The organism is Kitasatospora sp. NPDC001175, assembly GCF_053598215.1.
Map to the genome: position 1 here is coordinate 82,117 of NZ_JBSFJU010000024.1, position 26,149 is coordinate 108,265.

Sequence of the window (26,149 nt, forward strand, 5' to 3'; positions counted from 1 at the left end):
TCGGCGTGCGGTCATCGGTGCGCAGTCGTCAGTGAGCGGTCCAGCCGCCGTCCACGGGCAGGCTCGCGCCGGTGATGTACGCGCTGTCGGGGGAGCACAGCCACAGGGCGATCCGGGCCACCTCCGCCGGCTCGATCAGGCGCTTGACGGCGGTGCGGGCGAGCATGATCCGCTCCACCACCTCCTCCTCCCGGATGCCGTGCACCCGGGCCTGGTCGGCGATCTGCCGCTGCACCAGGGGAGTTCGCACGTACGCGGGACTGATGCAGTTGCTGGTCACGCCGTACGGAGCTCCCTCCAGGGCGACCGTCTTGCTCAGCCCCTCCAGGCCGTGCTTGGCGGTCACGTACGCGGACTTGAAGGCGCTGGCCCGCAGACCGTGCACGGAGGAGATGTTGACGACCCGGCCCCACCCGCGCGCGTACATCCGCGGCAGGGTGCGGCGCAGGATCCGGAACGGTGCCTCCACCATGATCCGCTGGATCAGGGCGAACCGCTCCGGTGGGAACTCGTGTACGGGCGCGACGTGCTGCAGGCCGGCGTTGTTGACCACGATGTCCGCGTCGTCCGGCAGCGCGTCCACGGCCGAGGGGTCGGCGAGGTCGGTGACGAAGGCCGATCCGCCCGTCCGGTAGGCGAGTTCCTGGGCCGCGGCGGCCGCCACGTCGACGACGTAGACCCGGGCGCCGGCTGCGGCGAAGGCCTCCGCGCAGGCCCGGCCGATGCCCGAGGCGGCGCCGGTGACCAGTGCCGTACGGCCGTCGAGCGGGCGGGGGGAAGTGGTGTCCATGGCCGAGAACGGTAGGAACGCACGGCCGCCCACTCCTATGTGACGGACCCCCACAACACTCCGCATACGAGTGGTGCCGACCGCTATGGAACGGAAACGGGCAGAGTCACACATGCACCCAAACACGTTCAGCCCCACCTTCCTCACAATGGGCGCCACTGAGTCACCCGTTCGGAGGATTGGCCGCCCAGATCCGCCCATAGCGGCAAAATGCCCGCTACATTCACGCCGACTCCCGACAGGGGGCGCCGCCCCGGGTACCGGGGTACTGGTGCGGCGCTAGAGAGGTGTTGAGACCGACATGCCCCAAACGCCCGCAACCGACCGCCCGACGAACACGTACGGACAGCTCGACCCGCACCACGCGCCGGCCGGGACACCCCCGCACGCCGACGACCACGGTCAGACCGATGCCCTGCGGTCCGCCGGGGCCGCCCAGGCGGCGGACCCGCAGCCGACGGACACCCAGGCCGTACACGTCCAGCCCGTGCACGGCGCCGCCCACGGTGCCGACCGGACCCAGAACCCGCGGCTCGCCGCCCTGATCGAGGAGGCCGGGTTCTCGCACGCCGGTCTCGCCCGCCGGGTCGACCAGCTGGGCCTGGAGCACGGCCTGGACCTGCGCTACGACAAGACCTCCGTGACCCGCTGGCTGCGCGGCCAGCAGCCCCGCGGCGCCACCCCCGCGCTGATCGCCGAGGTCTTCACCCGGCGTCTCGGCCGCCGCTTCTCCGCCCAGGACATCGGCCTGGACGCCTGCGCCCCCGTCTACGCCGGACTCGAGTTCGCCGAGACCCCGCAGGAGGCCGTGGACATCGTCGCCAGCATGTGGCGCAAGGACAACGGCCCGCAGTCCGAGCTGCGCCGGATCGCCTTCACTCCGGCCGGCCTGGTCGTCCCCAGCCGGGACTGGCTGATCGGCCGCACCGACGAGCGGGTCGCCCGCGACGGCTCCGCACCAGGCACGGACAACCGCCCGGCGGTCCCCGGCGCCCGGCCCGGCACCCCGGCCGCCCCGGCCCAGGCGGCCATCCCGGCCCAGCTGCTGGTCCAGGCGCCGATGGTCCGGGTGCCGTCCCAGAGCCGCGGCCCCGGCGGTCCGGCCCGGGCCGCCGGCACCGAGCCGGGCGAGCCCGCCGTACGCGAGCAGCGCCCGCCGCTGCGGGTCGGCCGGGGCGACATCGCTGCCATCCGCGCCGTCGGCGACCTCTTCCGCGCCCTGGACCAGGCGTACGGCGGCGGTCACGCCCGGCAGGCGCTGGTCCGGTACCTGGAGAGCGAGGCCGAACCGATGCTGCGCGGCCGGTACGGCGAGCAGATCGGTCGGGCCCTGTTCGGCGCGGTCGCCGACCTCACCAGACTGGCCGGCTGGACGTCCTTCGACATCGCCGCGCACGGCCTCGCCCAGCGGTACTTCGTCCAGGCGCTGCGCCTATCCCAGGCGGCGGGGGACCGGTCGCTCGGCGGCCACGTCCTCACCACCATGAGCCAGCAGGCCGTCCACCTGGGCCACGGCCGGGAGGCCATCCAGCTCGCCAGAGTGGCCCAGCAGGGCGCCGGCAGCGCCGCACCGCCGACCGTGCAGGCCCTGATGCACGCCGCCGAGGCGCGCGGCCACGCCCTGGTCGGCGACGTACGCTCGTGCACCACCGCCATGGTCCGCTGCGAACGGGCCCTGGGCACCGCCCGGACCGGCGACGACCTGCCCACCTGGGCCCGCCACTTCGACGAGGCCCAGCTGGCCGACGAGTTCGCCCACTGCTACCGGGACCTCCAGCAGTGGCGCCCGGCCGCCCAGCACGCCGAGAAGTCCCTGCGGCTGCGGGCCCCCGCCTTCGCCCGCAGCCGGATCTTCTGCCGGATGGTGCTCGCCACCGCCCGCCTCGGCATGGGCGACGTGGACGATGCCTGCGGCATCGCCGCCGACTCCCTGCGCGCGGCGGGGGAGATGCGCTCGGCCCGCACCGTCGAGTACCTCCGCGACTTCCACCGCCGCCTGGCCCCCTACCGGGGCAGTCAGGCCGCCCGCTCCTTCGAGGAGGCCGCCCGCCAGACCGGGGTCATCTGAGCGCGGGCCCCGGTGTCGGGCCAGATCGGCGCGGGACCCGCGGTGGGCATGGCAGGCCGGTGCCGCGGCTGGTCCCGCGACGCCGGCCTGCCGTGCCCGGGCCGCCCGGAGCGAGCCGGCTACGCCGCCTCCGCCGCCCGCGCGGTCACCGGTACCCGGAGATCACGCAGCACGGCCTGCGCCGCCCGCCGTCCGGAGACCAGCGCGCCCTGCACGGTGCTGGTGTCCCGGTGGTCGCCGCAGGCGTACAGCCCGGCCAGCAGGCGCACCGGGCGCCGGAAGTTGTGCGGCGGCGGCATCGCCGGCACGGCGTCCGGGATGTGGCGCACGCTCAGGAACTCCCAGCCCGAGGTGGACGTGCCGTACAGCTCGGCCAGCCGGCGCCGGACCAGCGGCTCGTACCCGGCGGGACCGCCCGGCTCGAAGCTGCGGCGTCCGAGCACGGTGGTGGCGATCAGCGCCTGTCCGGGCGGTGCGTACGAGGGGTCCACCTCGCTCAGCACCAGCGAGTGGGAGAGCACGGCCTGGCCGCCGGGCCGGTCGGCGTCGAGGAGCAGGACGGCCTCGCCCAGCGGTGAGCGGTCCGCGGCGTGGTAGTAGGTGGTCACCGGGTGGTGGTCCGGCACCCGCAGGCCGGGGAGCAGCGTGGCCGCCGACTGGGCGTCGGTGGCCAGCAGCACCGCGCGGGCGGCGATACGTCCGTGCCCGGCGGTGTCGACGCCGTCGGCGGCGATCGCGGTGACCCGGACGCCGAGCCGGATCGTCCCGGCGGGAAGTCGTTCGGCCAGCTGTGCCGGGACCGCGCCGATGCCGGCGGCGGGCAGGCAGAGCCGTCCGCGCGCGTAGGAGCGCAGCACCACGTCGGCGACCCGGCTGCTGGTGCCGAGCGTGGGGTCGCTGAGCAGGGCGCCGAGCAGCGGGCGCAGGAAGCCGTCCACGGTGCGGGGGGCCAGGCCCCGCTCGGCCAGCGCACGGGCGATGGTGGTCTCCGGCCGGGTCAGCAGCCGCTGGACGGGGGTGGCGGCGAGCCGGGTGAGGGAGGCGCCGAGCCTGGCCTTGTCCAGCGGGCTGCCCAGTGGGCCGCGGGTGGCGGCCTGCCGGGCGGCGGTCTGCTGCGGATCACCCACGCGGTAGCGGCGGATCCCGCTGTGCACCAGGACACCGGGGGCGAGCGGACGCAGCTCCAGCCGGTCCAGGTCGAGCCTGCGGCGTGGCTCGGGGAAGTCGGTGTTCAGCAGGTGACCGCCGTTGTCCAAGCGGAAGCCGTCGAGTTCGCGGCCGGCCGTCCGGCCGCCGATCCGCTCGGTCGCCTCCAGTACCTGGACGGTCACGCCTCGGCTGGTGAGCGCCTGAGCGGCGGCCAGGCCCGCGAGCCCGGCGCCCACCACAACGACGTCCGGGTCGGACTGCCGGCGGGTGCGGCGGGTGAAGTCATGTGCGGGCACGAGTGTGCTCCTCCCTGATCCCTGGGGAACCGGCCGACGCGGACAACAGGCTGCCGGGGCACGGTCCGACGATGTGATGCCCCGTCAGTGCGGCGATCAGGCAGAGAAGTTCGTTCGAATCGGGGGCCTCCGCGGGCATCGGCGGCATGGTGCGGGGTGCGGTCACGGACTGTGCGCCGGAACGGCGCATTCCCCGGCTCGGCGGGCGCGTACGGTCACCAGGGGCGTACGGCGCGCCGCCCGGATGCCACCGTGCGCCCCCTCCATCCGCCCCACCCGCCCTGGTCCGTACGCACCCTGGACGTTCCCCGGACATCCCGGTGCGGTACGGCCGGTGTGCGGCACCCCAGGCACCCTGGGGTGCCGCACGTCAGGTCCGCCGCACCGTTGGCACCCGCCTACGGCAAGGTGCAATACCGGGGCGCGAGGAGTCTTGCGCGCAATGGTGCACCGCCGTTGCGGGCTGGTCGCGCCGGTCCCCGTGCCCCCGGGAGACATTGGGCGGATCAGGTGCCTGGAAGGCCCTCCCGCCCAGTGGGTCGCCCGTGCCGGTCCCGCTGCTCCCGCCGCGACGGTGCCGGTCCCGCGGCCCGAGGGACCTGCCCGGCCGGGGATCAGGCGCCCGGCTGCCGCTCCAGCGCCGCCCGTACCGCCGAATCCGCGTCCGGGTGCCGGAACCGGAACCCGGCGTCCAGGAGCCGCCTGGGCAGGACCCGGTGGCTTCCGCAGACCTCCACCGCCATCTCGCCGAGCGCCAGTCGCAGCACCGGCTCCGGCACCGGGAACGGCGTCGGCCGCCGGAGCACGCGACCCATCGCCTCGGTCAGCTCCCGGTTGGTGACCGGCTCGGGGCCGGTGAGGTTGAACGGCCCGCTCAGCTCCGGCCGGTCGATCAGGAACCGCAGTGCCGCGACCTCGTCCGCCAGCGAGATCACCGCCCAGTACTGCTCGCCCGAGCCCAGCCGCCCGCCCAGTCCCAGCCGGAACAGCGGGAACAGCCGTCCGCCCGCGCCGCCCTTCGCCGAGAGCACCAGTCCGGTGCGGGCGTACGCGACCCGGATCCCGGCGTCCTCGGCGGGCCGGGCGGCGGCCTCCCACTCGACGCAGACCCGCGCCAGGAAGTCGTCCCCGGCGGGCGCGTCCTCGTCGATGATCCGGTCGCCGGTCTGGCCGTAGTAGCCGACGGCGGAGGCGTTCACCAGGACCCGGGGCGGCTCCTTGGCCTCGGCGATGGCGGCGGCGATGGTCTCGGTGCCGAGCACCCGGCTGTCCCGGACCTCCTGCCGGTAGGAGTCCGTCCACCGGTGGTCGCCGACCCCGGCGCCGGCCAGGTTCACCACGGCCTCGACCCCGTCGAGGCCGGCCCGGTCGATCTGCATCCGATGCGGGTTCCAGCCGACCCCGACCGTGCCGTCCGGCTGCCTGCCGGCCCTCGTCCGGTGGCGGACCAGCCGCACCACCTCGTGGCCGTCCGCCAGCAGAGAGCGGACGAGCGCCGAACCGATCAGACCCGTTGACCCTGTCACCGCGATACGCATGGGGCCATCGTGCCAGGTCGTAAAACCGTGGTCGGGGAGCCGCCCGCTGAATAGCATGTCGGCCATGCGATCTGACGGTGTGACCATACGAGGAGCACTGACCGAGGACGGCCCGCAGCTCGCCGTGATCGACCACGAGGCCTGGTCCCGGACGAGCGACGTCCTGCCGCAACCCGCCAGGGACGTCGAGTACTTCAACGAGCGGCGCGCACCCGAGCAGTTCCTGGTCGCCGAGTCGCAGGGTCTGGTGGTCGGCTACGTCCGGCAGGTGCCGGTGACGCCGCTGGAGAGCAACCGGCACATCCGCCAGATCCAGGGCTTCGCGGTACTTCCCGAGGCTCGGGGCCGGGGCATCGGCGCCCTGCTGCTCGACGCCGCGATCGAGGCCGCCCGCGCCGACCGGATCCGCCGCCTCACCCTGCGGGTGCTCGGCTGGAACGTGAACGCCCGACGGCTCTACGAGCGGGCCGGGTTCACGGTGGACGGAATCCTGCCGGGGGAGTTCCACCTCGACGGCCACTACGTGGACGACGTGCTGATGGGACTCGACCTGGTGGACCGCACCTGAACCCGGCACGCGCCGGCCGGTCCGCTTCCTGATCCCCGTTGTAGATCCTCTGCGGTCCAGGCGACGTGACGAAAGGTCGGGCGAGGAGTCATAAGCCGTCTGTCGGGGCCGGATGGCGACCGGTACGGTACCGCACGTGAGCGATTCGACTCCTGCGGGCCGGAACCGAGAGCCGGACCCCGGGGCGTTCGGCGGCGCACCGGAAGGCCGGTGGGACGGCGGCGACCGGGCCGAACCGGCTCCGTCGTCCGCGCGGAAGTCGCCGAGGTCCCTCGGCGGGCTGATCGTCAGCCTGGTGGTCGCCGTCTTCGCGACGGCGGCCCTCACCGGACTGGTCTGGATCGTCGCCGATTCGGACGGTCCGGACGACGTTGCCGCGCTGCCCTTCCTCGGCGCCGCCAAGGGCGGCCCGGGCCGGCCGGCCCGGGACGCTCCGCCCACCATCATGGCGCCGGACGGCCCCGCAAGTGACCCGGTGCACGGCTGGACCCTCCCGCTGCCCGCCGGTTGGACCCCGGGCCGGCGCGGCCGTGACGCCGCCGTCCAGCTCTTCACCGCCCCGTACTCCTGCGCCGCCCCGGCGGGCTGCGTGCGCGGCAGCTTCGCCATCGGCACGGCGCCGGTGACCGGCCCTGACGCGGTCGCGGTCGCCCGCTCGGCGATGGCGGACACCGCACCGGTGCTCTTCGGTGAACTCGCCTCGCACCGGCAACTGCCCTCCGGGCCGGTCGCGGTGGCGGGCAGGCGGGGCTTCGCCGAGCGCTGGCACGTGGTGCCGAAGGACGGCGTCCAGGGGTACGTCCTGGTGGTGGCCGTCCCGGCGCACGGCGGCGGCTTCACCGTGCTGACCGGATCGGTGGACGACGACCCCCTGGCGCCGGACCCGGCGGTGCTCGACCGGATCGTCCAGGGCATCAGGACGAGCTCGGGCGGCGTGGGCGCCTGAGGTTCGCCGTCACCCTCAACTTCCGTACTGTTCCCACAGCTTGGGGAACCGCTTCGCCATCAGCGCGGCGTCCTCGAAGTCGAACGGCGTACCCTCGGGCCGGCTCGGCTGCTCGATCCCGAGATCGGGCAGCGGCAGCCCGGTGAGCTGCTCGTGCGCCTCGTCGGCGGCATAGCCGAGGTCCTCGGCCTCGCCGTCCTCCTCCTCGTCGAAGTCCGGTACCAGCTCGGCCAGATCGTCCGGCTGGTGCAGTGCCCCTTCGAAGACCTCCCGGCCCTGGCCGATCAGCCAGCAGCGGAAGTAGTCGAAGGCCTCCTCCGAAGCGCCGCCGAGCAGCAGGTGCGCGGCCGCCCAGAGATCGATCCGGTAGGCGCGCTGGAACCGGGCCTCGAAGAGCCGCGCGAAGTCGAGCACATCGTCCGGCGTCAGCTGCGCGAGCCGCTCGACCAGCACGTCGGCCTGGTCGTCGGGGTCGCCGCCGGCCGCGTCCCGGGTCTCGTCGATGAGCTGCCAGAAGTCCGTCTCGTACATCACCGCTCCAGCATCGCCGCTCGTCAGGGCGAATGCATGCGTTGACGCCCGTGCGGAGTGGCGTGCCTTCGCGGAGGGCACGGGGACCCGGCCCGGAAGGGCTCAGGACCCCGGTGCAGTCGATGGCCGCCCCGGCGGACTCCCCGCCCCAGGGTCACTCGTCACTTCACCAGCAGCAGCGCGGTGATTGCCTCCGTGCGCCCGCTGTCCTTCGGCCCGGTACGCGCCGGGCGCAAGGCGCTGGACCACCGTCCGGTAGCCGGGTAGCAGCTCGTGCAGCGAGGGCAGGCTGCGGGCGAAGGCGGTGAGGTCGACGGCCAGCCGGCCCCGGCCCCGGTGCACACCGTTGACCAGGTGGAGCAGGGCGTCCGGTGAACCCCGGTGCGGAGTGCCGAGGGTGATCAGCCGACGGGCGATCCCATGGCCGCCGCGGCACTCGACGTAGTACCGGGCGACCAGACCGCCCATCGAGTGGAAGGTGAAGACGACCCGGGCCTCCCGCCGGCTGGCGGCCGAGGCCCGCCAACGGTCGAGCGCCCGCTCGACGGCGGCGCCGGGCCGGGCCGAGTTGCGGCGGCAGGAGAGCCGCCAGTCGTACCCGAACGCGAGCAGGTTGGCCGGGGACGCGTCGGACGGGTGACGATCGAGGGTGAACTGGTACGCCAGTCAGTCCAGCAGGCGTGAGTGGCCGTCGACGGCGAGCCCGGTGCCGGGCAGGTCGTGCAGGTCGCGCATCAGGCCGACGGCCCGTACACCGTCGTCGAAGTCGGGATCGGCCGACTACGGCGAGCCTGGGGGCGGTGCCCGCGAAGGCCCGGATGCCGCGCAGCAGGGCGCCGCCGGAGAGGTCCCAGATCGGTCGGCCGTCCGCGTCGACGAGCCGACTGCCCATGATCCCGGGCACACCACGACCAGGTCCTCGACCCGCTCCCGCACCACGCCTCACCCCTGAAGCTCCAGACCGGCCCATGCTGCCGGAGTCGCGCCCACCGCGGGCAACTCCCGTACGCGCAAAGGGCGGTGCCCCGTCCCGTACGCGACGAACGCGACGGGACGGGGCACCGCCCTTGCGGCTACCGGCCGATCAGAGCCTGATCAGAGGCCGAGCTCGACCTCGAACTCGCCGGCCTCGAGGATCTCCTTGACGGCGACCAGGTAGCGGGCGGCGTCGGCGCCGTCCACCAGACGGTGGTCGTAGGAGAGCGACAGGTAGGTCATGTCGCGGATGCCGATGGCGGTGCCGCCCTCGGCCTCGATGACGACCGGGCGCTTGACGGTGGCGCCGATGCCCAGGATGGCGACCTGGTTCGGCGGAACGATGACGGTGTCGAACAGCGCACCGCGCGAGCCGGTGTTGCTGATGGTGAAGGTGGCGCCGGACAGCTCGTCCGGGGTGATCTTGCTGTCGCGCACCTTGCTGGCCAGCTCGGCGGTCTTCTTGGAGATGCCGGCGATGTTGAGGTCGCCCGCACCCTTGATGACCGGGGTCATCAGACCCTTCTCCGAGTCCACAGCGATACCGATGTTCTCGGTGTCGAAGTAGGTGATGGTGCCCTCGGCCTCGTTGATCCGGGCGTTGATCACCGGGTGGCTCTTCAGCGCCTGGGCGGCGGCCTTGACGAAGAACGGCATCGGGGACAGCTTCACGCCCTCGCGGGCGAGGAAGGAGTCCTTGGCCTTGCCGCGCAGCGTCATGATCTTGGTGATGTCCACCTCGACCACGCTGGTCAGCTGGGCCTGCTCGTGCAGGGCCTTCATCATGTTGTCGCCGATGACCTTGCGCATGCGGGTCATCTTCACGGTCTGACCGCGCAGGGGGGACGGCGCGGCGGCAGCGGCCTTCGGCGCGGCGGCGGCCGGAGCCGGAGCGGCGGCGGCCTTGGCGGCCTCGGCGGCGGCCAGGACGTCCTGCTTGCGGATGCGGCCGCCGACACCGGTCCCGGTGACGGCGGAGAGGGCCACACCGTGCTCGGCCGCGAGCTTGCGGACCAGCGGGGTGACGTAGGCGTCGCCGGCTTCGGCGGCAGGTGCCGGGGCGGGAGCGGCCGGGGCGGCAACCGGGGCCGGGGCAGCGACGGGGGCCGGGGCGGCAACCGGGGCCGGGGCCGGAGCAGCCGGAGCAGCCGGAGCAGCAGCCGGAGCGGCAACCGGGGCCGGGGCCGGGGCAGCGACGGGGGCCGGGGCCGGGGCGGCAACCGGGGCCGGGGCGGCAACCGGAGCCGGGGCCGGAGCAGCCGGAGCGGCACCCGCGGCACCGATCAGCGCGAGCTGGGCGCCGACCTCGGCGGTCTCGTCCTCGCCGACCAGGATCTTCACCAGGACACCGGCGACCGGCGACGGGATCTCGGTGTCGACCTTGTCGGTCGAGACCTCCAGCAGCGGCTCGTCCACCTCGACGGTGTCACCCTCGGCCTTCAGCCAGCGGGTGATGGTGCCCTCGGTGACCGACTCGCCCAGGGCGGGGAGCACTACCGGGGTGCCCGCAGCGGCGGCCGGGGCGGCAGCCGGGGCCTCGGCGACCGGGGCCGGAGCAGCGGCGGGAGCCTCGGCGGCCGGGGCCGGAGCAGCCGGAGCAGCCTCCGCGGCCGGGGCGGCAGCGGCGGCCGGGGCGCCGGTGCCGTCGTCGATGACGGCCAGCTCGGCGCCGACCTCGACCGTCTCGTCCTCGGCGACCTTGATCGAGGTCAGGATGCCGGAGGCCGGAGCGGGGATCTCGGTGTCGACCTTGTCGGTCGACACCTCCAGCAGCGGCTCGTCGGCCTCCACGCGCTCACCCTCGGCCTTCAGCCAGCGGGTGACAGTACCCTCGGAAACGCTCTCGCCCAGCGCGGGCAGTGTTACTGAGACCGCCATGGTTTCAGCGACTCCTATCAAGTCTTGCGTACGGGAAATGGGGAAGTAAGAGCCGCGATCAGTCGTGCGCGTGCAGCGGCTTGCCGGCCAGCGCCAGGTGCGCCTCGCCGAGGGCCTCGGACTGGGTCGGGTGGGCGTGGATGAGCTGCGCGACCTCGGCCGGCAGGGCCTCCCAGTTGTAGATCAGCTGGGCCTCGCCGACCTGCTCGCCCATACGAGCGCCGACCATGTGGACGCCGACCACGGCGCCGTCCTTGACCTGGACCAGCTTGATCTCACCGGCGGTCTTCAGGATCTTGCTCTTGCCGTTGCCGGCCAGGTTGTACTTGAGGGTGACGACCTTGTCCTTGCCGTACAGCTCGACGGCCTTCGACTCGGAGATGCCGACCGAGGCGACCTCGGGGTTGGAGTAGGTCACGCGCGGCACGCCGTCGTAGTCCAGCGGGACCGGCTTGAGGCCGGCCAGGCGCTCGGCGACCAGGATGCCCTCGGCGAAGCCGACGTGGGCCAGCTGCAGGGTCGGGACGAGGTCACCGACGGCAGAGATGGTCGGGACGTTGGTGCGCATGTACTCGTCGACCAGGACGTAGCCGCGGTCCATCGCGACGCCGTTCTCCTCGTAGCCGAGGCCGGCCGAGACCGGGCCGCGGCCGATGGCGACGAGCAGCAGGTCGGCGTCGATCTGCTTGCCGTTCTCGGTGGAGACGCGCACACCGGTCTCGGTGTACTCGACGCCGGAGAAGCGGGCCTTCAGCTCGAACTTGATGCCGCGCTTGCGGAAGGCGCGCTCCAGCAGCTTGGAGGAGTTCTCGTCCTCCAGCGGGACCAGGTGCGGCAGCGCCTCGACGATGGTGACGTCGACGCCGAAGGACTTCCAGACCGAGGCGAACTCGACGCCGATCACGCCACCGCCGAGGATGACGGCCGACTTCGGGATGCGGTCCAGCTTGAGGGCGTGGTCCGAGGAGATGATCCGGTTGCCGTCGATCTCCAGGCCCGGGATCGAGCGCGGCACGGAGCCGGTGGCGAGGATGATGTGGCGGCCCTCGATGCGCTGGCCGTTGACGTCCACCGAGGTCTGCGAGGAGAGCTTGCCCGCGCCCTGGATGAAGTGGACCTTGCGGGAGGCCACCAGGCCCTGCAGGCCCTTGTACAGGCCGGCGATGACGTCGTCCTTGTACTTGTGGACACCGTTGATGTCGATGCCCTGGAAGGTGGCCAGGACGCCGAACTCGGCGGCTTCCTTGGTCTCGTCGGCGATCTCTGCGGCGTGCAGCAGAGCCTTGGTGGGGATGCAGCCGCGGTGCAGGCAGGTGCCGCCCAGCTCACCCTTCTCGATCAGCGCAACGCTCAGCCCGAGCTGAGCGGCGCGGAGCGCCGCGGCGTAACCGCCGCTTCCGCCTCCGAGAATGACTACGTCGAAAACGGTGCTGGCGTCGTTCGCCACGTCACGTCCTCCATGCAAAGGGGTGCGGTTCGCCGGGCCGGTCACGGTCCGGTGGGGAAGCCCTCGTAAGGCGCCCAGTCGTGCCGGAAATACATCTTCGCACTTGTTGGCGGCGACTGATGTCCGGGGCCGCCTCGGCCAAGTCCGGCGATCTCGAACAGATTGGTGAAATGTACCGATCTCGTGGGTATTGTCGCAGCTCGCGACGGTGCTTCCGGCTACGTGAGGCTGGATCCAGCCGATCGTGGACCAGGGCGGTTCCGCTCTGCGGAAGAAAGTTTCGCCCCCAGCGAACACGGTTTCGCGGTGGGACGATCTGTATTACCGGCAGGTAACCCGGAATGCGTCGAGGGCCCGACACCGGACGGTGTCGGGCCCTCGGTCGGACCGCCGGTGCCGGGCACCGGCGGGCGGGTCAGGCGTTCGCGGTCTCCTCCGCGAAGCGGACCAGGGTGCGCACCGCGCTGCCGGTGCCGCCCTTCGGGGTGTAGCCGTACGGGGCACCCTCGTGGAACGCCGGACCGGCGATGTCCAGGTGCGCCCAGTCGGTGCCCTCGGCGACGAACTCCTTCAGGAACAGGCCGGCCACCAGGCCGCCGCCCATCCGCTCACCCATGTTGGCGAGGTCGGCGATGGTGGACTCGACCATGCCCTTGCGCATGTCGGCCGGGAGCGGCATCGGCCAGGACTGCTCGCCGACCGCCTCGGCGGCGGCGTGCAGCCGGCCGCGCAGCTCGTCCCGGTTCGCCATCACACCGAAGGTGCGGTTGCCCAGGGCCAGCACCATGGCGCCGGTCAGGGTGGCCACGTCCACGATCACGTCCGGGTTCTCCTCGCCGGCCCGGACGATCGCGTCGGCGAGCACCAGGCGGCCCTCGGCGTCGGTGTTGAGCACCTCGACGGTCTTGCCGCCGTACATCTTCAGCACGTCACCCGGGCGGGTGGCCGAGCCGGACGGCATGTTCTCCGCCAGGGCGAGCCAGCCGGTGACGTTGACGGCCAGGCCCAGGCGCTTGGCAGCGACCACCGAGGCGAACACGGCGGCGGCGCCGGCCATGTCGCACTTCATGGTCTCGTTGTGGCCGGCCGGCTTCAGCGAGATGCCGCCCGAGTCGTAGGTGATGCCCTTGCCGACGAACGCCAGGGTGGCCTTGGCCTTCGGGTGGGTGTAGGCGACCTTCACCAGGCGGGGCGGGTTGGCCGAGCCGGTGCCGACGCCCAGGATGCCGCCGAAGCCGCCCTTGGCCAGCGCCTTCTCGTCCAGCACCTCGACCTTCAGGCCGTGCTCCTTGCCGGCCGCCTGGGCGATCGCGGCGAAGGACTTCGGGTTGAGCTCGTTCGGCGCGGTGTTGACCAGGTCGCGGGCGCGGTTGATCTCCTCGCCGATCGCCGTGGCGCGCTCGGCGGCGGCCTTGGCGTCCTTGCTGCCCTTGCGGTCGGTCAGCAGCACCAGCTCGCCGACCGGAGCCTTGCCGTTCTCGCCGCCCTTGTAGGCGGTGAAGCTGTACGAGCCGAGCAGGCCGCCGAGCGCGACGGCCTCGAACTCCTCGGTCGAGGCGGCCGGGAGGGCCAGCGCGGCCTTCTTGACGCCCGCCAGCGCACGGGCGGCGACACCGCCCGCACGGCGCAGCGCCTCCGCGCTGTAGCCCTCGTCGGAGACCTCCCCGAGGCCGACGGCCATCACCAGGGCGGCCTTCACGCCGACGGGGGAGGGGAGCTTGACCGACTCACCCTCGGCACCGGTCGCGCCCAGGGTGCTGAGGACCTCGGCCAGCTTGCCCTCGAACGCCTCGGCCACGACCTCGGCGCCATCGGCCACCACGAGGCCCTTGGGGCCCTTGCCGACACCGATCACCAGGGCGTCCGCGCGCAGCGTGGCGGCGGAGGAGGTGCTCACAGACAATGCAGTCACGTAGATGAGTCCTGTTCTTTCACGGTCCACAGCCGGGTGCGGCGCCGGTGCCGCACCGGCATCACCCCGGCGTGCTCCGCTGGAACAGGGCGCAGGGTAACGGTGCTCCCCGCATGTTAGTCCGCATGATGGGATCACGCCGCCCTCGGGATGGGCCCGGTTTCCAGGCGAACGGGTGCCTCGGATCTCACAATTGGTCACAATTCACCCAACACCGGTCCAGGTCGGCCGTCATGACGCAGCGTCACCAACCGATCAGTGCCAGGGTGAGCAGCGCGGCGGTGGCGGCGGTCTCCGCCAGCGCACCGAGCACGTCCCCGGTGATGCCGCCGAACCGCCGCACGCAGCGCCGCAGCAGCAGGCCCGCCGCACCCAGGCCGGCCAGCAGCGCGCCAGGGTAGCGCAGCGCCGCCCAGCCGTCCGCCCACCCCGCCGCGGCGAGGCCGAGCCCCGCGAGCGCGGAGACGGCGAGTGCACCGGCGGGCGGCACCGTGGCGGCCACCATCGCACCCAGCCCGCCCGGTCGCGCGGCGGGCACCGACCGCAGGCAGCCCAAGGACAGCGCGCAGCGCGCGGCCACTGCGGCGGTCAGTACGGCCAGCGCGCCGTGCCGGGCGGAGTCGGCGAACTGCCCGGTCAGGGCGGCGATCTGGGCCAGCAGCGCGAGGACGAGGGTGAGTACGCCGAACGGCCCGATGTCCGACTGCTTCATGATCCGCAGAGCGTCCTCGGCCGGCTTCCCGCTGCCCAGGCCGTCCGCCACGTCGGCCAGTCCGTCCAGGTGCAGCCCGCGGGTAAGCCAGGCCGGTACGGCCACCGCGGCCACCGCCGCGAGCAGCCCGCCCGCGCGCCAGTCGACCAGCGCGCCGGCGCCCGCCGCGAGCGCCCCGAGCACGACCCCGACCAGCGGGGCGCAGACCATCGCCCGTCCCCCGGCCGCCCGGTCCCACCGCTCGACCCGTACCCGCAGCACGGACAGCGTCCCGAACGCGAACCGCACCCCCTCCCCCCACGAGGGCGCCTCACCGGCACTCCGGGTCAATGCTCCAGATCCTCACTCGCTCGAACCGGCGGCGAACCGCATGATCGGCCGCGCACCTCCCGAGGGCGCCGTGCGGGGCCGCCCGGTACCGCCGACCGCGTCGGCAGGAGCCATTGCGGACGGGGTGCGCCGTGCCAGGCGCCCGGGCGGCGCTCAGCCGCGTCCCAGCAACTCCGCCGCCGTGGGCAGGCGCGGCGGCTCCTTGGGCCCGGCCGTCACCCGCTGGATCCGCAGCACCTCGGCCGGATCCGCGAGCGTGTCGGTGGCGGCCTGGAGCAGTGGCAGCGCCAGCAGCGCACCGACCCCTTCGCCCATCGAAACGCCAAGATCCTGGAGCGGGGTCAGGGTCAGCCGGTCGAAGGCCTTGGCCTGCGCGGGTTCGCCGCTCGCCTGTCCGGCCCGCCACCACTCGGGCGCCCGGAACGCGATCCGCTGCGCGACCAGCGCACAGGCGGCCGAGACCACCCCGTCCAGCACCACCGGCAGTTTGCGCACCGCGGACTGCAGGAGGAACCCGGTGATGGCCGCGAAGTCCGCTCCGCCGACCGCCGCGAGCAGCGCCAGCTGGTCGCCCAGCACCGGGCGGGCCCGCCGCAGCGCATCGCGCACGGTCGCGCACTTGACCATCCACACCCGGTCGTCGATGCCCGAGCCGCGCCCGGTGACCGCGGCCGCGTCGGTGCCGCAGAGCGCGCCGATCAGGACCGCGGCGACAGTGGTCGAGCCGGCGCCGAGGTCGCCGAGCAGCACCAGGTCGGTTCCGGAGTCGGCCTCCTCGTCGGCGATGGCCGTACCGATCCGGAAGGCCTGCGCGGCCTCGTCGAGGCTGATCGCGTTCTCCACGTCGATCCGCCCGGAGCCGCGCCGCACCCGCTGGTGCTCCACCTCGGCGGGGAAGGTCCCGGGGATGGCGTCGACGGCCAGGTCCACCACCCGCACCTCAGCGCCGTAGCGGTGCGCCAGGACTGCGACGGGGGCGGTGCCGTCCAGCACCGCCTGCACCCGCTGCGCGGTGCCGGGCGCGCCGGGGCGGGAGACGCCGAGACCGGCCACGCCGTGGTCGCCGGCGAAGACCAGCACCTTGGCGGCGGTCAGCGGCCGCACCGGTGAGTCGCCCTGCACGGAGGCCAGCCAGCTGCCGAGTTCCTCCAGTTGCCCGAGGCCGCCGCGCGGCTTGTCGAGCTGCTGCCAGCGCTCCTCGGCGGCGTGGCGGGCGCTGTCGTCGGGGCGCTCGACGAGCGAGGAGAACGTATCGAGATCCACGGTGGTGTCCATCGAGCGGAAATCTACACGGCAGAGGCGGACTTGCGGTGGTGGCCCTCGAAGCCGCCCACCCGCCCGCTACCCGGCGGAGGGCTTGACCGTGAGCACCTGCCCGGCCACCACCAGCAGCACTCGCTCCGAGGCGTCCGCCACCGCCATGTTCAGCCGGCCGAGAGTGTCCCGGAACCGCCGGCCGGCGGCGGTGGCCGGGACCACCCCCATGCCGACCTCGTTGCTCACCGCGACCACCTGGCGCTCCGTCAGCCGCCAGGCCTCGGCCAGTTCGTCGCAGCGCCGCTGCACCGCGCGCTCCGCACCGCCGGTCCACGCCGCGTCGTCCCAGGCGCCGCACTCGTCCATCACGGCGGTCAGCCAGAGCGCCAGGCAGTCGATCAGCACCGGCGCGCGGTCGGCCCGGTCGGCGAGTACGGGCACCAGGTCGCAGGTCTCGGCGGTACGCCAGGAGCCCGGCCGCCGCTCCCGGTGCAGGGCGACCCGCTGGGCCCACTCCCGGTCGCCGTCACGGGTGCCGCCGGTGGCCACGTAGAGCGCGTCCCGGTACGGGGCGAGCAGCTGCTCGGCCCGGGTGGACTTGCCGGAGCGGGCGCCGCCGAGGATCAGGGTGCGGGGGAGTGCCATGTCCCACATCCTGCCTGACGAGGTATGAGGGCGGTTCGTCCGGGCACGCTAGTGTGCGCAACTGCAGCGCACGACGAGGACGAAGCGGTCCCGAGGCGGGAGGAGCCCGGCATGGTGTTCACGTGGCGGTACGAGAAGGCGGACGGCACCCTCACCGAGCCGCCCGGCGGTCAGGAGGAGTTCGCCAGTCAGGGGGACGCGGAGTCCTGGATCGGCGAGAGCTGGAAGCAGCTGCTGGAGGACGGTGCCGACCGGGCCGCGCTCCTGGACGACGGCCGCGAGATCTACACCATGAGCCTGCACGCCGAGTGACCCTCCGTCCCGGCCGGTGGCCGGGACGTCCTGGGGCGCGAGGCGCTGTGCGACGGCCCTCGTTGAACTGCGGAGCGCTCCCCGCACGGTTCCCGCGCCCCTGAGGAGCCCCTCTGAAGAGCGCCCCGTTACGACTGCCCGGCCCTGACCCCGTCGGTGGCTACTTGGCGCCGATCACGTGCAGCAGGGCCGCCACCCGCCGATACGGTTCCTCGCGCCCGGCCCGTTCCTCGGCGTCCAGCAGCTGCGCCAGCTGCCGCCCGTCCACCGGCGCGGCGTCCTCGGGTGTGGTGTCGGTGAACACCCGGACGCCGTACCAGGCCCGCAGCGGGACCGACAGCCCGGCCAGCGTGGTGGTCAGGTCCGCGAGACGGTCGGCACGGGCGGGCAGGCCGAGGTGGTTGGTGTAGCGGGCGCTGTCGAAGGCGTGCAGCGCGGCCCGCCAGTCACCGGTCAGCCCGGGCCGCATGGCCAGCGCGTCCGCGTTGCGCACCAGCAGTGAGAGCACGCCGCCGGGGGCGAGGATCCGGGCCAGCGAGGCGAGCATCGGGTCCGGGTCGGGCAGGTACATCAGGACACCGTGGCAGAGCACCACATCGAAGCTGCGCGGGCCGAACCAGCGTCCGCACTGGTGGCCGTCCCCGCCCAGCAGTTGGACCCGGTCGCGCACCTCGGGCGGCTCGGCCGCGAGTGCGGCCCGGGCGGCACCGAGGGTGACCGGGTCCGGGTCGAGCCCGGTGACCAGGTGGCCGGCCCTGGCGAGCCGCAGTGCCTGGGTGCCCTGGCCGCAGCCGACGTCCAGCACCCGCAGGCCGGTCCGCCCGGTCAGCTGCTCGGCGAGCTGCCGGGCCACCAGCTCCTGCCGGACCAGGTTGCGCAGCCCGCCCTGCCGCTCCAGCCACGACATCCCGGGCTGTCCGAAGGGCCGGGCCGCCGGCAGCCGGTCGTGCGCCCCGGCACCCTGGCCGGGCAGCGCACCGGCCGCAGTAGACGGCACCGCGGCGGGAACGACCGCACCAGGTACCGGAGAGAGCCCGGGTCCCTCCGGCCAGGCGGGAGAGACCCAGTACGACTGCGGCGGAACCGGCTCGGCGGTCAGGGCCGCTCGCCCCGCTTGACCTGCGGCTTCGGCAGTCGCAGCCGCCGCATCTGCAGGGTGCGCATCAGGCCGTACGCGACCGCGCCACGGGTGTTGTCGTTCGGGAAGCGCTCGGCCAGCGTCTTGCGCAGACCCAGGCCCAGCCGGACCGAGTCGAGGATGACCAGCACGAAGAACAGCAGGAACAGCAACTGGGCGACCAGCTGGAGCATCGGGTTGCGCACGATGCTGAGGACCAGCACCACCACCGCGTAGGGCAGGAAGAACTCGGCCATCGTCCAGCGCGAGTCCATGTAGTCGCGGGTGAAGCGGCGCACCGGGCCCTTGTCGCGGAGCGGCAGGCGGCGTTCGTCGCCGTTCAGCAGCGCCTGGCGCTGCTGCTCCCGCTCGACGCGCAGCCGCTCGCGGGACTGGCGGGCGGCCTCCTTGCGGTCCTTGGGAACGGTCACCCGGTTGCGGCGGTTGGCCTCGGCCTCGCTGCGCTTGGGGGTGGGGCGGCCCTTCTTCGCCTGGGGGTGGCGGGGGGTCGTCTCGTCCTGCTCGGCCACCACGGTGGCGGAGGAGGAGGCATCATCTGAGCGGCGTCGGAACACACCACCAGCGTACGTGCTGGCCGCGGGCTTCTTGCCGCCCCTTCGGACCCAAACCGGTATCGATCCGGCACGCCCCGCTCCCGGGCAGCGCTTCCCGGCCCTCTTCCCCTACGGGACCCCCTGCCCGTGATGGATCATGGACCGGGGTCGGATCCACCCTCGGGATGAGGTTCGAGCGGTTGCGCCTGTAGCAGTCTTGTAGCAGGCAGGTGCACTGCGGGCAGTTGCCCGCTGCACCTACACTCAAGGTTGTCAGCAACGAGACGGAACCGCAGGCCCGAGAAGGGGGCACCCGAGGCCCATGAGCGACGGAATCATGAAGCGTATGGGGCTGATTTTCCGCTCCAAGGCGAACAAGGCCCTGGACCGGGCAGAGGACCCGCGCGAGACGCTCGACTACTCCTACCAGAAGCAGCTCGAACTGCTGCAGAAGGTCCGCCGGGGTGTCGCCGACGTGGCCACCTCCCGCAAGCGCCTGGAGCTCCAGCTGACGCAGCTGCAGCAGCAGTCGGCGAAGTACGAGGACCAGGGCCGCAAGGCGCTCTCGCTGGGCCGCGAGGACCTCGCCCGCGAGGCCCTGAGCCGCAAGGCCAACCTCCAGTCGCAGATCACCGACCTGGAGACCCAGTACCAGCAGCTCCAGGCCGAGGAGGAGAAGCTCACGCTCGCCTCCCAGCGCCTGCAGGCCAAGGTGGACGCCTTCCGCACCAAGAAGGAGACCATCAAGGCCACCTACACCGCCGCCCAGGCGCAGACCCGGATCGCGGAGTCCTTCTCCGGGATCTCGGAGGAGATGGGCGATGTGGGCCTCGCCATCCAGCGTGCCGAGGACAAGACCGCGCAGATGCAGGCGCGGGCCGGTGCGATCGACGAGCTGCTCGCCTCGGGCGCGCTGGACGACGCCAGCGGTCTGGGCCGCAAGGACGACATCGAGGCCGAGCTGGAGCGGGTGGCCGGCGGCAACGACGTCGAGTTGGAGCTGGCCCGGATGAAGGCCGAGCTCACCGGTGGCCCGGCCGCCGCCCCGCAGGCGATCGAGCAGGGCAAGCCCGCCGCCACGCCGCAGGACGCGCCGCCCACCATCAACTACAAGAAGTGACCTGAGCCGCACCGCACAGAGCTGCAACGAACAGGGAGACGCACCGGCATGATCATGAGGGTCATGGGTGAGGGTCAGTACGAGGTGGGCGAGGACCACCTCAACCGGCTGAACCAGCTCGACGACGAGCTGCTCACGGCGCTCGACTCGGGTGACGAGACGAGGTTCCGGGAGGCATACGGCAAGCTGCTGGACGCGGTCAGGCAGCTCGGCACGCGGGTGCCGGACGACTCGCTGGAGCCGTCGGACCTGATCCTCCCCGACGCGGAGGCGAGCCTCGACGAGGTCAGGCGGCTGCTGCTGAGCGAGGGCGAGGGGATAATCCCCGGCTTCGCGGAGTAGGTTCCGTGGCGAGAACAGAAGGGCGGGCCCCCGAGGGGGCCCGCCCTTCTGCCGTGCTGAGGGCTACGGCAGGGCCAGCATCCGGTCCAGCGCGGCCTTGGCGTACTTCTCCGTCTCCGGGTCGACGGTGATCACGTTCGGCACCCGGCCGTCGACCAGCGACTCCAGCGCCCAGACCAGGTGCGGCAGGTCGATCCGGTTCATGGTCGAGCAGAAGCAGACCGTGCGGTCGAGGAAGACGATCTCCTTGTCGGGGTGCGCCTTGGCCAGCCGGCGGACCAGGTTCAGCTCGGTGCCGATGGCCCACTTGGAGCCGGGCTCGGCGGCGTCCAGCGCCTTGATGATGTACTCGGTCGAGCCCACCATGTCGGCGGCGGTGACCACCTCGTGCTTGCACTCCGGGTGCACCAGGACCGTCACGCCGGGGATCCGCGCGCGGACCTCGTTCACCGAGTCCAGGCTGAAGCGGCCGTGCACCGAGCAGTGCCCGCGCCAGAGGATCATCCTGGCGTTCCGCAGCTGCTCGGCGGTCAGCCCGCCGTTCGGCTTGTGCGGGTTGTAGAGGACGCAGTCGTCCAGCGAGAAGCCCATCTCCAGCACCGCGGTGTTGCGGCCCAGGTGCTGGTCGGGCAGGAAGAGCACCTTCTGTCCCTGCTCGAACGCCCACTCCAGCGCCCGCTTGGCGTTGGAGGAGGTGCAGATGGTGCCGCCGTGCTTACCGGTGAACGCCTTGATGTCGGCCGAGGAGTTCATGTACGAGACCGGGACGGTGACGTCGGCTATACCGGCCTCCGTCAGCACGTCCCAGCACTCGGCGACCTGCTCGGCGGTGGCCATGTCGGCCATCGAGCAGCCGGCCGCCAGGTCGGGGAGGACGACCTGCTGGGCGTCGGAGGTCAGGATGTCCGCGGACTCGGCCATGAAGTGCACGCCGCAGAAGACGATGTACTCGGCCTCGGGGCGGGCGGCGGCGTCGCGGGCCAGCTTGAAGGAGTCGCCGGTGACGTCGGCGAACTCGATCACCTCGTCGCGCTGGTAGTGGTGGCCCAGGATGAAGACGCGGTCGCCCAGCGCCGCCTTGGCCGCGCGGGCGCGCTCGACCAGGTCGGGGTCGGAGGCGGGGGGCAGGTCCCCGGGGCACTCGACGCCGCGCTCGCTGTTCGGGTCGGCCTGGCGGCCGAGCAGCAGCAGAGCTAGGGGCGTCGGAGCGGGGTCGACGCCGTGGGTCTCGGTGGTGGTGGTCACGGGCGGATGCCCTCCTGTGCGGCCGGTCGGGTTCGGCCCCTGCCGACTTGCGGCTTCGCCGCGGGGGCCTTCTCGTCTATGTGACGCTATCGATGATAACCGGTTAGCGTCACTCTGACGATGGCCATCGTGTCGATGTGATGAGAACCGCTCGCCGTTATGGCGGCTTCCCGGCAGCTTCCGGCGTGGCCCGACCGATACCCGGGCCCGGATCGCGTTGGCTGGTGCCATGAAGGCAATCGCGATCAGGCGGTACGGCGGCCCCGAGGTCGTCGAGTACACCGAACTCCCCGACCCCAAGGTGGCGCCGGACTCGGTACTGGTGCGGGTGAAGGCGGCCGGGGTCAACCCCGTGGACTGGAAGATCCGCGAGGGGTACCTGGACGGGATGCTGGACGTCCACTTCCCGCTGATCATGGGCTGGGACCTGGCCGGGGTGGTCCAGGCGGTGGGCGGCGCGGTCACCGAGTTCAAACCCGGCGACGAGGTGATCGGCTACGTCCGCAAGGACTGGGTCGAGTACGGCACCTACGCCGAGCTGGTCTCCGCACCGGTCCGTACGCTGGCACGCAAGCCCGCCGCCCTCGACTGGGCCCAGGCGGGCGGCCTCCCGCTGGCCGGGCTCACCGCCTACCAGTGCCTGGTCAAGGCGGTGCGGGTGCGCCCGGGCGAGACGGTGCTGATCCACGCGGCGGCGGGCGGGGTCGGCAGCCTCGCGGTCCAGATCGCCAAGGCGCTCGGTGCTCGGGTGATCGGCACATCGAGCGAGCGCAACCACGCCTACCTGCGGAGCCTGGGTGTCGAACCGGTGGTGTACGGGGAGGGGCTGGCCGACCGGGTGCGGGCGCTCGCGCCGGACGGGGTGGATGCGGCGATCGACCTGGTCGGCGGGGCGGCGGTGGCGGTCTCGCTGGAACTGGTCGCCGACCCGGGCCGGATCGCCTCGATCGCCGACTACGGCGTGGTCGCCCACGGCGGCCGCTACGTCTTCGTCCGCCCGGATGCCGCCGACCTCACCGAACTCGCCGCCCTCGCCGACGAGGGAAAGCTGACCGTGCCGGTGGCCTCGACCTTTCCGCTCGCCCAGGCGGCCAGCGCCCAGGCCCTCAACGCGGAGGGCCGGACCAGGGGCAAGATCGTCCTCTTGGTGGACTGATCAAGACTTTTCGTCAGAATAGGGCGGTGTGACGTTTCTGCGGACACCACCGCGGAGCCGTCCCGCCGTCCTCCGCCGCCCCTCCGGGAACCCTGTCGGCGGCGTATCCTCGCCCACCGGCGACGCCAGACCCGCACGACACCCGTGGAGCCAGCACCGATGAGCACGCACCGACCGTCAGACCTCGGCGGGGCGTCACTGCTGGACGAGACCGACCGGCTGCTCCTGGAGCACCTCAGCAGGGACGGCCGCGCCTCCTACGCCGAGATCGGGCTGCTCGCCAACCTCTCCGCCACCGCCGTCCGCCGCCGGATCGACCGGCTGCGGGCCCGCGGCGTGGTACGCGGCTTCACCGTGGTGCTCGACCCCGCCCTGCTCGGCTGGCGCACCGAAGCCTTCGTCGAGGTCTACTGCCGCGCCCGCACCTCGCCCGAGGAACTGCTCGCCAGCCTGCGCCAGTTCCCGGAGGTGGTCGCCGCCTGGACGGTCACCGGCGATCCGGACGCCCTGGTGCACCTGAGAGCCGCCGACACCCGCCACCTGGAAGCCGTCATCGAACGCATCCGCAGGGAACCCGGTGTCCAGCGCAGCCGTAGCTCCGTGGTGCTCTCCCAGCTCATCGGCTGACCGCCCGGATCACCCGTACGCAGGAATCCTGCGTAGCGCGTTCTCAACACGCCCGAATCCTGCCCGAGCAGCCCCTTTCCGACGCGCGCGGCAACCGGGCCGCTGCCTACGCTGATCGTGTCCGGGCGGCCCCACGCGCCCCGGCTCTCCCTGCTACCCCACAGCGAAGGGGACCCTCGTGTCCGCAGCCCCGAACCGCATGCACCGGCCCGACGCAGAGCTGGTCGACCTGGTATTCGACTACATGCGCGAGCGGCTGCAGTACGACCCCGTACCGCTGGACCACCCTGGCGACGGCGAGCACCTGCGGGCCCACCTGGCCGGCCTGCTGAACGAGCACGGCAACAACCCCGCCGACGTGCTCAAGCTCTACGACCACGAGCTCTCCCGGGCCGTCATCTCTGCCGACAGCCCGCGCTACCTCTCCTTCATACCGTGCGCCCCGACCAAGGCCGCGCTGCTTTTCGACATGGTGGTCTCCTGCGCCTCCCTGCAGGGCATCTCCTGGCTGGAGGCGGCCGGCGCCATCGCCGCCGAGAACCAGGTGCTGCGCCTGATCGCCGACCGGGCCGGCCTGCCCGAGACGGCCGGCGGCACCTTCGTCTCCGGCGGGTCGGCGGGCAACCTCTCCGCCCTGGTGGTCGCCCGTGACACCGCGCGCCGCAAGCTCGGCGTCGGCCCGGAGGCCCGGCTGCGGATCGCCATCGCCGACCAGGTGCACTCCTCGGTCAAGAACACCTTCAACATCATCGGCGTGGAGGCGTTCAAGGTCCCGACCGTGGACCGCCGCTTCACCGGCGAGGCACTGCGGGCCGCGCTGGCCGCCGACCCCCACCCCGAGACCGTGATCGCCGTGGTCGGCACCGCCGGCACCACCAACGAGGGCATCGTCGACGACCTCCAGGGCCTGTCCGAGGTCGCCCGCGAGCGCGGCATGTGGTTCCACGTGGACGGCGCGTACGGCGGCGCCGGTCTGTTCGCCCCCTCGGTCCGCGAGCGCTACAACGGCATCGAGCACGCCGACTCCTTCGTGGTCGACCCGCACAAGTGGCTGTTCGCACCGTTCGACTGCGCCGCCCTGATCTACCGCAACCCGCAGCTGGCCCGCGCCGTGCACACCCAGGACGCCTCCTACCTCGACGTCCTGCACACCGAGGGCGACGAGTGGAACCCCACCGACTACGCCTACCACCTGACCCGGCGCGCCCGCGGCCTCCCGCTGTGGTTCTCCCTCGCGGTGCACGGCACCCAGGCGTACACCGACGCGATCGAGGAGGGCCTGAAGCTGGCCCGGGAGACCGCCCAGTTGATCCGCGGGACGGAGCACCTGGAACTGCTGCACGACCCGCAGCTGTCCGCCGTCTGCTTCCGCCGCAAGGGCTGGACCAACGAGGACTACTACCGCTGGTCCCAGCAACTGCTGGCCGACCAGATCGGCTTCGTCACCCCGACCGGCTGGGACGGTGAGACCGTCGCCCGCTTCGCCTTCCTCCACCCGGGCACCACCATGGACATGGTCCGGGAGATCCTCGACACCATGGCGTGACCGGAGGTCCCTTCGGGCAGGACCCCCTGCCCGAAGGGACGCGGCCCGTGCGCCTGCCCTGCGCCTAGAGGAGCGCCCCGCTCGGGATGTACGGCGCGGGCGGCCGCATCCCGCGCAGCGCCAGGTAGCCCCGGTTGGACAGGGTGAGCCCCAGCTCCAGCCCGACGTCCACGGCCCACTCCTGCTCGGTGGTGAGGAACTCCACCCGGGCCTCGGCTCCGTCGGGCACCCGGGCCAGGGCCTCCAGCAGCAGCCGGACCGCGATCCGCTTGGAGGTCGCCGCGAGCAGCTTGACCGCGCCGCCGTCCCGGTAGCAGTAGCCGCTCCCGGCCAGGCTGTCCGCGATCAGCAGTTCGTCGAAGTGGGCCAGCATGTACTCGTGGTCGACCCCGTGGGCGGCCCCGCGCAGCCGCCGGTCGACCGAGTCCAGCAGGTGGAAGTGGGTCGCGTTGCCCGGGTGCACCGGGATGTCCCCGCGGTCGAGCAGTCCGGAGCGGTCCACCCGCCCCTTCAGCTCCATCGTGGGATGCAGTGTGAGCCCGGCGCGCCGGTAGCGCCGCGCCGCCGCCGGGGACGGCGAGGCGCACACCATCCCGCGCAGGCACCCCCGACCGTACTCACCGGCCCGGTCCAGCAGCAGCCGGCCGACCCCCTTGCCCTGGGCGCTCGGCAGTACGGCGTACAGCGCGAGCAGCCACACGCCCTCCCGCCGCATCGCCTGCGCCACGCCGACCGCCTCGCCGTCCTGCTCGGCGACCCAGCAGCCCGCCGGATCGGACCGCACCAGATGCCGGGTGCGCGCCAGCCGTTGCACGGTCCGGCGCTCGTCGTCCGGCTCGGCGGCCGGAACGTCGAAGAGGTCGCGGAAAGCGGCACGGGCGACGCGCTGCACCGCCAGCGCGTCGGCCGGGGTGTCCTGGAGCCGACGAACGATCACACCGCCATCCTGCCGCCGAGCCGCCCCCGGCGTGCCGTTTCGCCGGGATCGGACGCTCGGGAAGCACGCGCGGTGTGCGAGCATGGGTGCGTAGGGGAACGGGTTCCGCGAACCACCCCTCGGGAAAGAACCACCGACCGGAAATGAATCC

23 protein-coding genes and 1 pseudogene are annotated in these 26,149 nt (G+C 72.9%); 9 read left to right on the forward strand and 15 right to left on the reverse strand.

Going from position 1 to position 26,149, the window contains the following annotated elements:
• Positions 1 to 28: 28 nt before the first annotated feature.
• The gene (locus ACWDAK_RS19295) at positions 29 to 790 is read right to left on the reverse strand and encodes a 3-hydroxybutyrate dehydrogenase (RefSeq protein WP_427393678.1); all 762 of its coding nucleotides are present in this window, start codon (positions 788 to 790) and stop codon (positions 29 to 31) included.
• Between the two features lie 301 nt (positions 791 to 1,091).
• Between ACWDAK_RS19295 and ACWDAK_RS19300 the strand changes: the two genes are divergently transcribed.
• Positions 1,092 to 2,858 carry a regulator gene (locus ACWDAK_RS19300; RefSeq protein WP_427393679.1) on the forward strand — a complete coding sequence of 589 codons (1,767 nt, stop codon included), beginning with the start codon at positions 1,092 to 1,094 and terminating at the stop codon, positions 2,856 to 2,858.
• Positions 2,859 to 2,977: 119 nt separating this feature from the next.
• On the opposite strand, the gene ACWDAK_RS19305 is transcribed toward ACWDAK_RS19300, so the two are convergent.
• Entirely contained in the window at positions 2,978 to 4,303 is a 1,326-nt protein-coding gene (locus ACWDAK_RS19305; RefSeq protein WP_427393680.1) for an NAD(P)/FAD-dependent oxidoreductase, read from the reverse strand.
• Between the two features lie 614 nt (positions 4,304 to 4,917).
• Complete coding sequence (locus ACWDAK_RS19310) at positions 4,918 to 5,841, reverse strand: TIGR01777 family oxidoreductase (RefSeq protein ID WP_344634159.1); 924 nt, start codon at positions 5,839 to 5,841, stop codon at positions 4,918 to 4,920.
• 64 nt (positions 5,842 to 5,905) lie between these two features.
• Between ACWDAK_RS19310 and ACWDAK_RS19315 the strand changes: the two genes are divergently transcribed.
• Positions 5,906 to 6,409 (forward strand): GNAT family N-acetyltransferase, encoded by a 504-nt coding sequence (locus ACWDAK_RS19315; protein ID WP_344634158.1) that lies wholly within the window; start codon positions 5,906 to 5,908, stop codon positions 6,407 to 6,409.
• A gap of 136 nt (positions 6,410 to 6,545) precedes the next feature.
• Positions 6,546 to 7,355: a hypothetical protein gene (locus ACWDAK_RS19320; protein WP_427393681.1), complete on the forward strand. Its 810-nt coding sequence runs from the start codon at positions 6,546 to 6,548 to the stop codon at positions 7,353 to 7,355.
• Positions 7,356 to 7,370: 15 nt separating this feature from the next.
• Here the strand turns inward: ACWDAK_RS19320 and ACWDAK_RS19325 are convergent, their stop codons facing one another.
• From ACWDAK_RS19325 to cobU, 8 genes and pseudogenes are all read right to left on the reverse strand, one after another.
• The gene (locus ACWDAK_RS19325) at positions 7,371 to 7,886 is read right to left on the reverse strand and encodes a DUF4240 domain-containing protein (protein ID WP_427393682.1); all 516 of its coding nucleotides are present in this window, start codon (positions 7,884 to 7,886) and stop codon (positions 7,371 to 7,373) included.
• A 102-nt stretch (positions 7,887 to 7,988) separates the two neighbouring features.
• Positions 7,989 to 8,552 (reverse strand): esterase/lipase family protein, encoded by a 564-nt coding sequence (locus ACWDAK_RS19330; protein ID WP_427393692.1) that lies wholly within the window; start codon positions 8,550 to 8,552, stop codon positions 7,989 to 7,991.
• A 429-nt stretch (positions 8,553 to 8,981) separates the two neighbouring features.
• Complete coding sequence (sucB, locus tag ACWDAK_RS19335; RefSeq protein ID WP_427393683.1) at positions 8,982 to 10,739, reverse strand: 2-oxoglutarate dehydrogenase, E2 component, dihydrolipoamide succinyltransferase; 1,758 nt, start codon at positions 10,737 to 10,739, stop codon at positions 8,982 to 8,984.
• A 58-nt stretch (positions 10,740 to 10,797) separates the two neighbouring features.
• On the reverse strand, positions 10,798 to 12,186 hold the full coding sequence (lpdA, locus tag ACWDAK_RS19340; protein WP_344634153.1) for a dihydrolipoyl dehydrogenase: 1,389 nt from the start codon (positions 12,184 to 12,186) through the stop codon (positions 10,798 to 10,800).
• 415 nt (positions 12,187 to 12,601) lie between these two features.
• On the reverse strand, positions 12,602 to 14,098 hold the full coding sequence (locus tag ACWDAK_RS19345) for a leucyl aminopeptidase (protein ID WP_344634152.1): 1,497 nt from the start codon (positions 14,096 to 14,098) through the stop codon (positions 12,602 to 12,604).
• 244 nt (positions 14,099 to 14,342) lie between these two features.
• Positions 14,343 to 15,140 (reverse strand): adenosylcobinamide-GDP ribazoletransferase, encoded by a 798-nt coding sequence (locus tag ACWDAK_RS19350; RefSeq protein WP_344634151.1) that lies wholly within the window; start codon positions 15,138 to 15,140, stop codon positions 14,343 to 14,345.
• A gap of 153 nt (positions 15,141 to 15,293) precedes the next feature.
• A complete protein-coding gene (locus tag ACWDAK_RS19355) occupies positions 15,294 to 16,415 on the reverse strand; it encodes a nicotinate-nucleotide--dimethylbenzimidazole phosphoribosyltransferase (RefSeq protein WP_427393684.1) in 1,122 nt (373 codons plus the stop codon).
• Between the two features lie 66 nt (positions 16,416 to 16,481).
• A pseudogene (gene cobU, locus ACWDAK_RS19360) lies at positions 16,482 to 17,030 on the reverse strand (bifunctional adenosylcobinamide kinase/adenosylcobinamide-phosphate guanylyltransferase); the annotation flags it as partial.
• Positions 17,031 to 17,153: 123 nt separating this feature from the next.
• On the opposite strand from cobU, the gene ACWDAK_RS19365 reads away from it, so the two are divergent.
• The gene (locus tag ACWDAK_RS19365) at positions 17,154 to 17,354 is read left to right on the forward strand and encodes a hypothetical protein (RefSeq protein WP_344634149.1); all 201 of its coding nucleotides are present in this window, start codon (positions 17,154 to 17,156) and stop codon (positions 17,352 to 17,354) included.
• A gap of 160 nt (positions 17,355 to 17,514) precedes the next feature.
• On the opposite strand, the gene ACWDAK_RS19370 is transcribed toward ACWDAK_RS19365, so the two are convergent.
• Entirely contained in the window at positions 17,515 to 18,261 is a 747-nt protein-coding gene (locus ACWDAK_RS19370; protein WP_344634405.1) for a methyltransferase domain-containing protein, read from the reverse strand.
• A gap of 188 nt (positions 18,262 to 18,449) precedes the next feature.
• The gene (locus ACWDAK_RS19375; RefSeq protein ID WP_425557500.1) at positions 18,450 to 19,046 is read right to left on the reverse strand and encodes a DUF3043 domain-containing protein; all 597 of its coding nucleotides are present in this window, start codon (positions 19,044 to 19,046) and stop codon (positions 18,450 to 18,452) included.
• Positions 19,047 to 19,371: 325 nt separating this feature from the next.
• On the opposite strand from ACWDAK_RS19375, the gene ACWDAK_RS19380 reads away from it, so the two are divergent.
• Both ACWDAK_RS19380 and pspAA read left to right on the forward strand, forming a co-directional pair.
• Positions 19,372 to 20,145: a PspA/IM30 family protein gene (locus tag ACWDAK_RS19380; protein ID WP_344634148.1), complete on the forward strand. Its 774-nt coding sequence runs from the start codon at positions 19,372 to 19,374 to the stop codon at positions 20,143 to 20,145.
• Between the two features lie 48 nt (positions 20,146 to 20,193).
• Positions 20,194 to 20,487: a PspA-associated protein PspAA gene (gene pspAA / locus ACWDAK_RS19385; RefSeq protein WP_344634147.1), complete on the forward strand. Its 294-nt coding sequence runs from the start codon at positions 20,194 to 20,196 to the stop codon at positions 20,485 to 20,487.
• 63 nt (positions 20,488 to 20,550) lie between these two features.
• Here pspAA and nadA read toward each other — a convergent pair whose 3' ends face one another.
• On the reverse strand, positions 20,551 to 21,732 hold the full coding sequence (gene nadA, locus ACWDAK_RS19390; RefSeq protein ID WP_344634146.1) for a quinolinate synthase NadA: 1,182 nt from the start codon (positions 21,730 to 21,732) through the stop codon (positions 20,551 to 20,553).
• A gap of 229 nt (positions 21,733 to 21,961) precedes the next feature.
• Between nadA and ACWDAK_RS19395 the strand changes: the two genes are divergently transcribed.
• From ACWDAK_RS19395 to ACWDAK_RS19405, 3 genes are all read left to right on the forward strand, one after another.
• Positions 21,962 to 22,888: an NADP-dependent oxidoreductase gene (locus ACWDAK_RS19395; RefSeq protein ID WP_344634145.1), complete on the forward strand. Its 927-nt coding sequence runs from the start codon at positions 21,962 to 21,964 to the stop codon at positions 22,886 to 22,888.
• A 159-nt stretch (positions 22,889 to 23,047) separates the two neighbouring features.
• Positions 23,048 to 23,515, forward strand: a complete 468-nt coding sequence (locus ACWDAK_RS19400; protein ID WP_425557499.1) for an Lrp/AsnC family transcriptional regulator — start codon at positions 23,048 to 23,050, stop codon at positions 23,513 to 23,515.
• Positions 23,516 to 23,693: 178 nt separating this feature from the next.
• On the forward strand, positions 23,694 to 25,061 hold the full coding sequence (locus tag ACWDAK_RS19405; protein ID WP_344634144.1) for a pyridoxal phosphate-dependent decarboxylase family protein: 1,368 nt from the start codon (positions 23,694 to 23,696) through the stop codon (positions 25,059 to 25,061).
• Positions 25,062 to 25,125: 64 nt separating this feature from the next.
• Here the strand turns inward: ACWDAK_RS19405 and ACWDAK_RS19410 are convergent, their stop codons facing one another.
• Positions 25,126 to 25,998 (reverse strand): GNAT family N-acetyltransferase, encoded by an 873-nt coding sequence (locus ACWDAK_RS19410; protein ID WP_427393685.1) that lies wholly within the window; start codon positions 25,996 to 25,998, stop codon positions 25,126 to 25,128.
• Positions 25,999 to 26,149 lie beyond the last annotated feature (151 nt).

Excerpts from the sequence above, each read along its gene's own strand:
- ACWDAK_RS19295 (WP_427393678.1), bottom strand. The coding sequence starts at position 790 with ATGGACACCACTTCCCCCCGCCCGCTCGACGGCCGTACGGCACTGGTC.
- ACWDAK_RS19300 (WP_427393679.1), top strand. The coding sequence starts at position 1,092 with ATGCCCCAAACGCCCGCAACCGACCGCCCGACGAACACGTACGGACAG.
- ACWDAK_RS19310 (WP_344634159.1), bottom strand. The coding sequence starts at position 5,841 with ATGCGTATCGCGGTGACAGGGTCAACGGGTCTGATCGGTTCGGCGCTC.
- ACWDAK_RS19315 (WP_344634158.1), top strand. The coding sequence starts at position 5,906 with ATGCGATCTGACGGTGTGACCATACGAGGAGCACTGACCGAGGACGGC.
- ACWDAK_RS19325 (WP_427393682.1), bottom strand. The coding sequence starts at position 7,886 with ATGTACGAGACGGACTTCTGGCAGCTCATCGACGAGACCCGGGACGCG.
- sucB (WP_427393683.1), bottom strand. The coding sequence starts at position 10,739 with ATGGCGGTCTCAGTAACACTGCCCGCGCTGGGCGAGAGCGTTTCCGAG.
- ACWDAK_RS19355 (WP_427393684.1), bottom strand. The coding sequence starts at position 16,415 with ATGGACACCACCGTGGATCTCGATACGTTCTCCTCGCTCGTCGAGCGC.
- ACWDAK_RS19365 (WP_344634149.1), top strand. The coding sequence starts at position 17,154 with ATGGTGTTCACGTGGCGGTACGAGAAGGCGGACGGCACCCTCACCGAG.
- ACWDAK_RS19370 (WP_344634405.1), bottom strand. The coding sequence starts at position 18,261 with ATGTCGTGGCTGGAGCGGCAGGGCGGGCTGCGCAACCTGGTCCGGCAG.
- ACWDAK_RS19380 (WP_344634148.1), top strand. The coding sequence starts at position 19,372 with ATGGGGCTGATTTTCCGCTCCAAGGCGAACAAGGCCCTGGACCGGGCA.
- pspAA (WP_344634147.1), top strand. The coding sequence starts at position 20,194 with ATGATCATGAGGGTCATGGGTGAGGGTCAGTACGAGGTGGGCGAGGAC.
- ACWDAK_RS19395 (WP_344634145.1), top strand. The coding sequence starts at position 21,962 with ATGAAGGCAATCGCGATCAGGCGGTACGGCGGCCCCGAGGTCGTCGAG.
- ACWDAK_RS19400 (WP_425557499.1), top strand. The coding sequence starts at position 23,048 with ATGAGCACGCACCGACCGTCAGACCTCGGCGGGGCGTCACTGCTGGAC.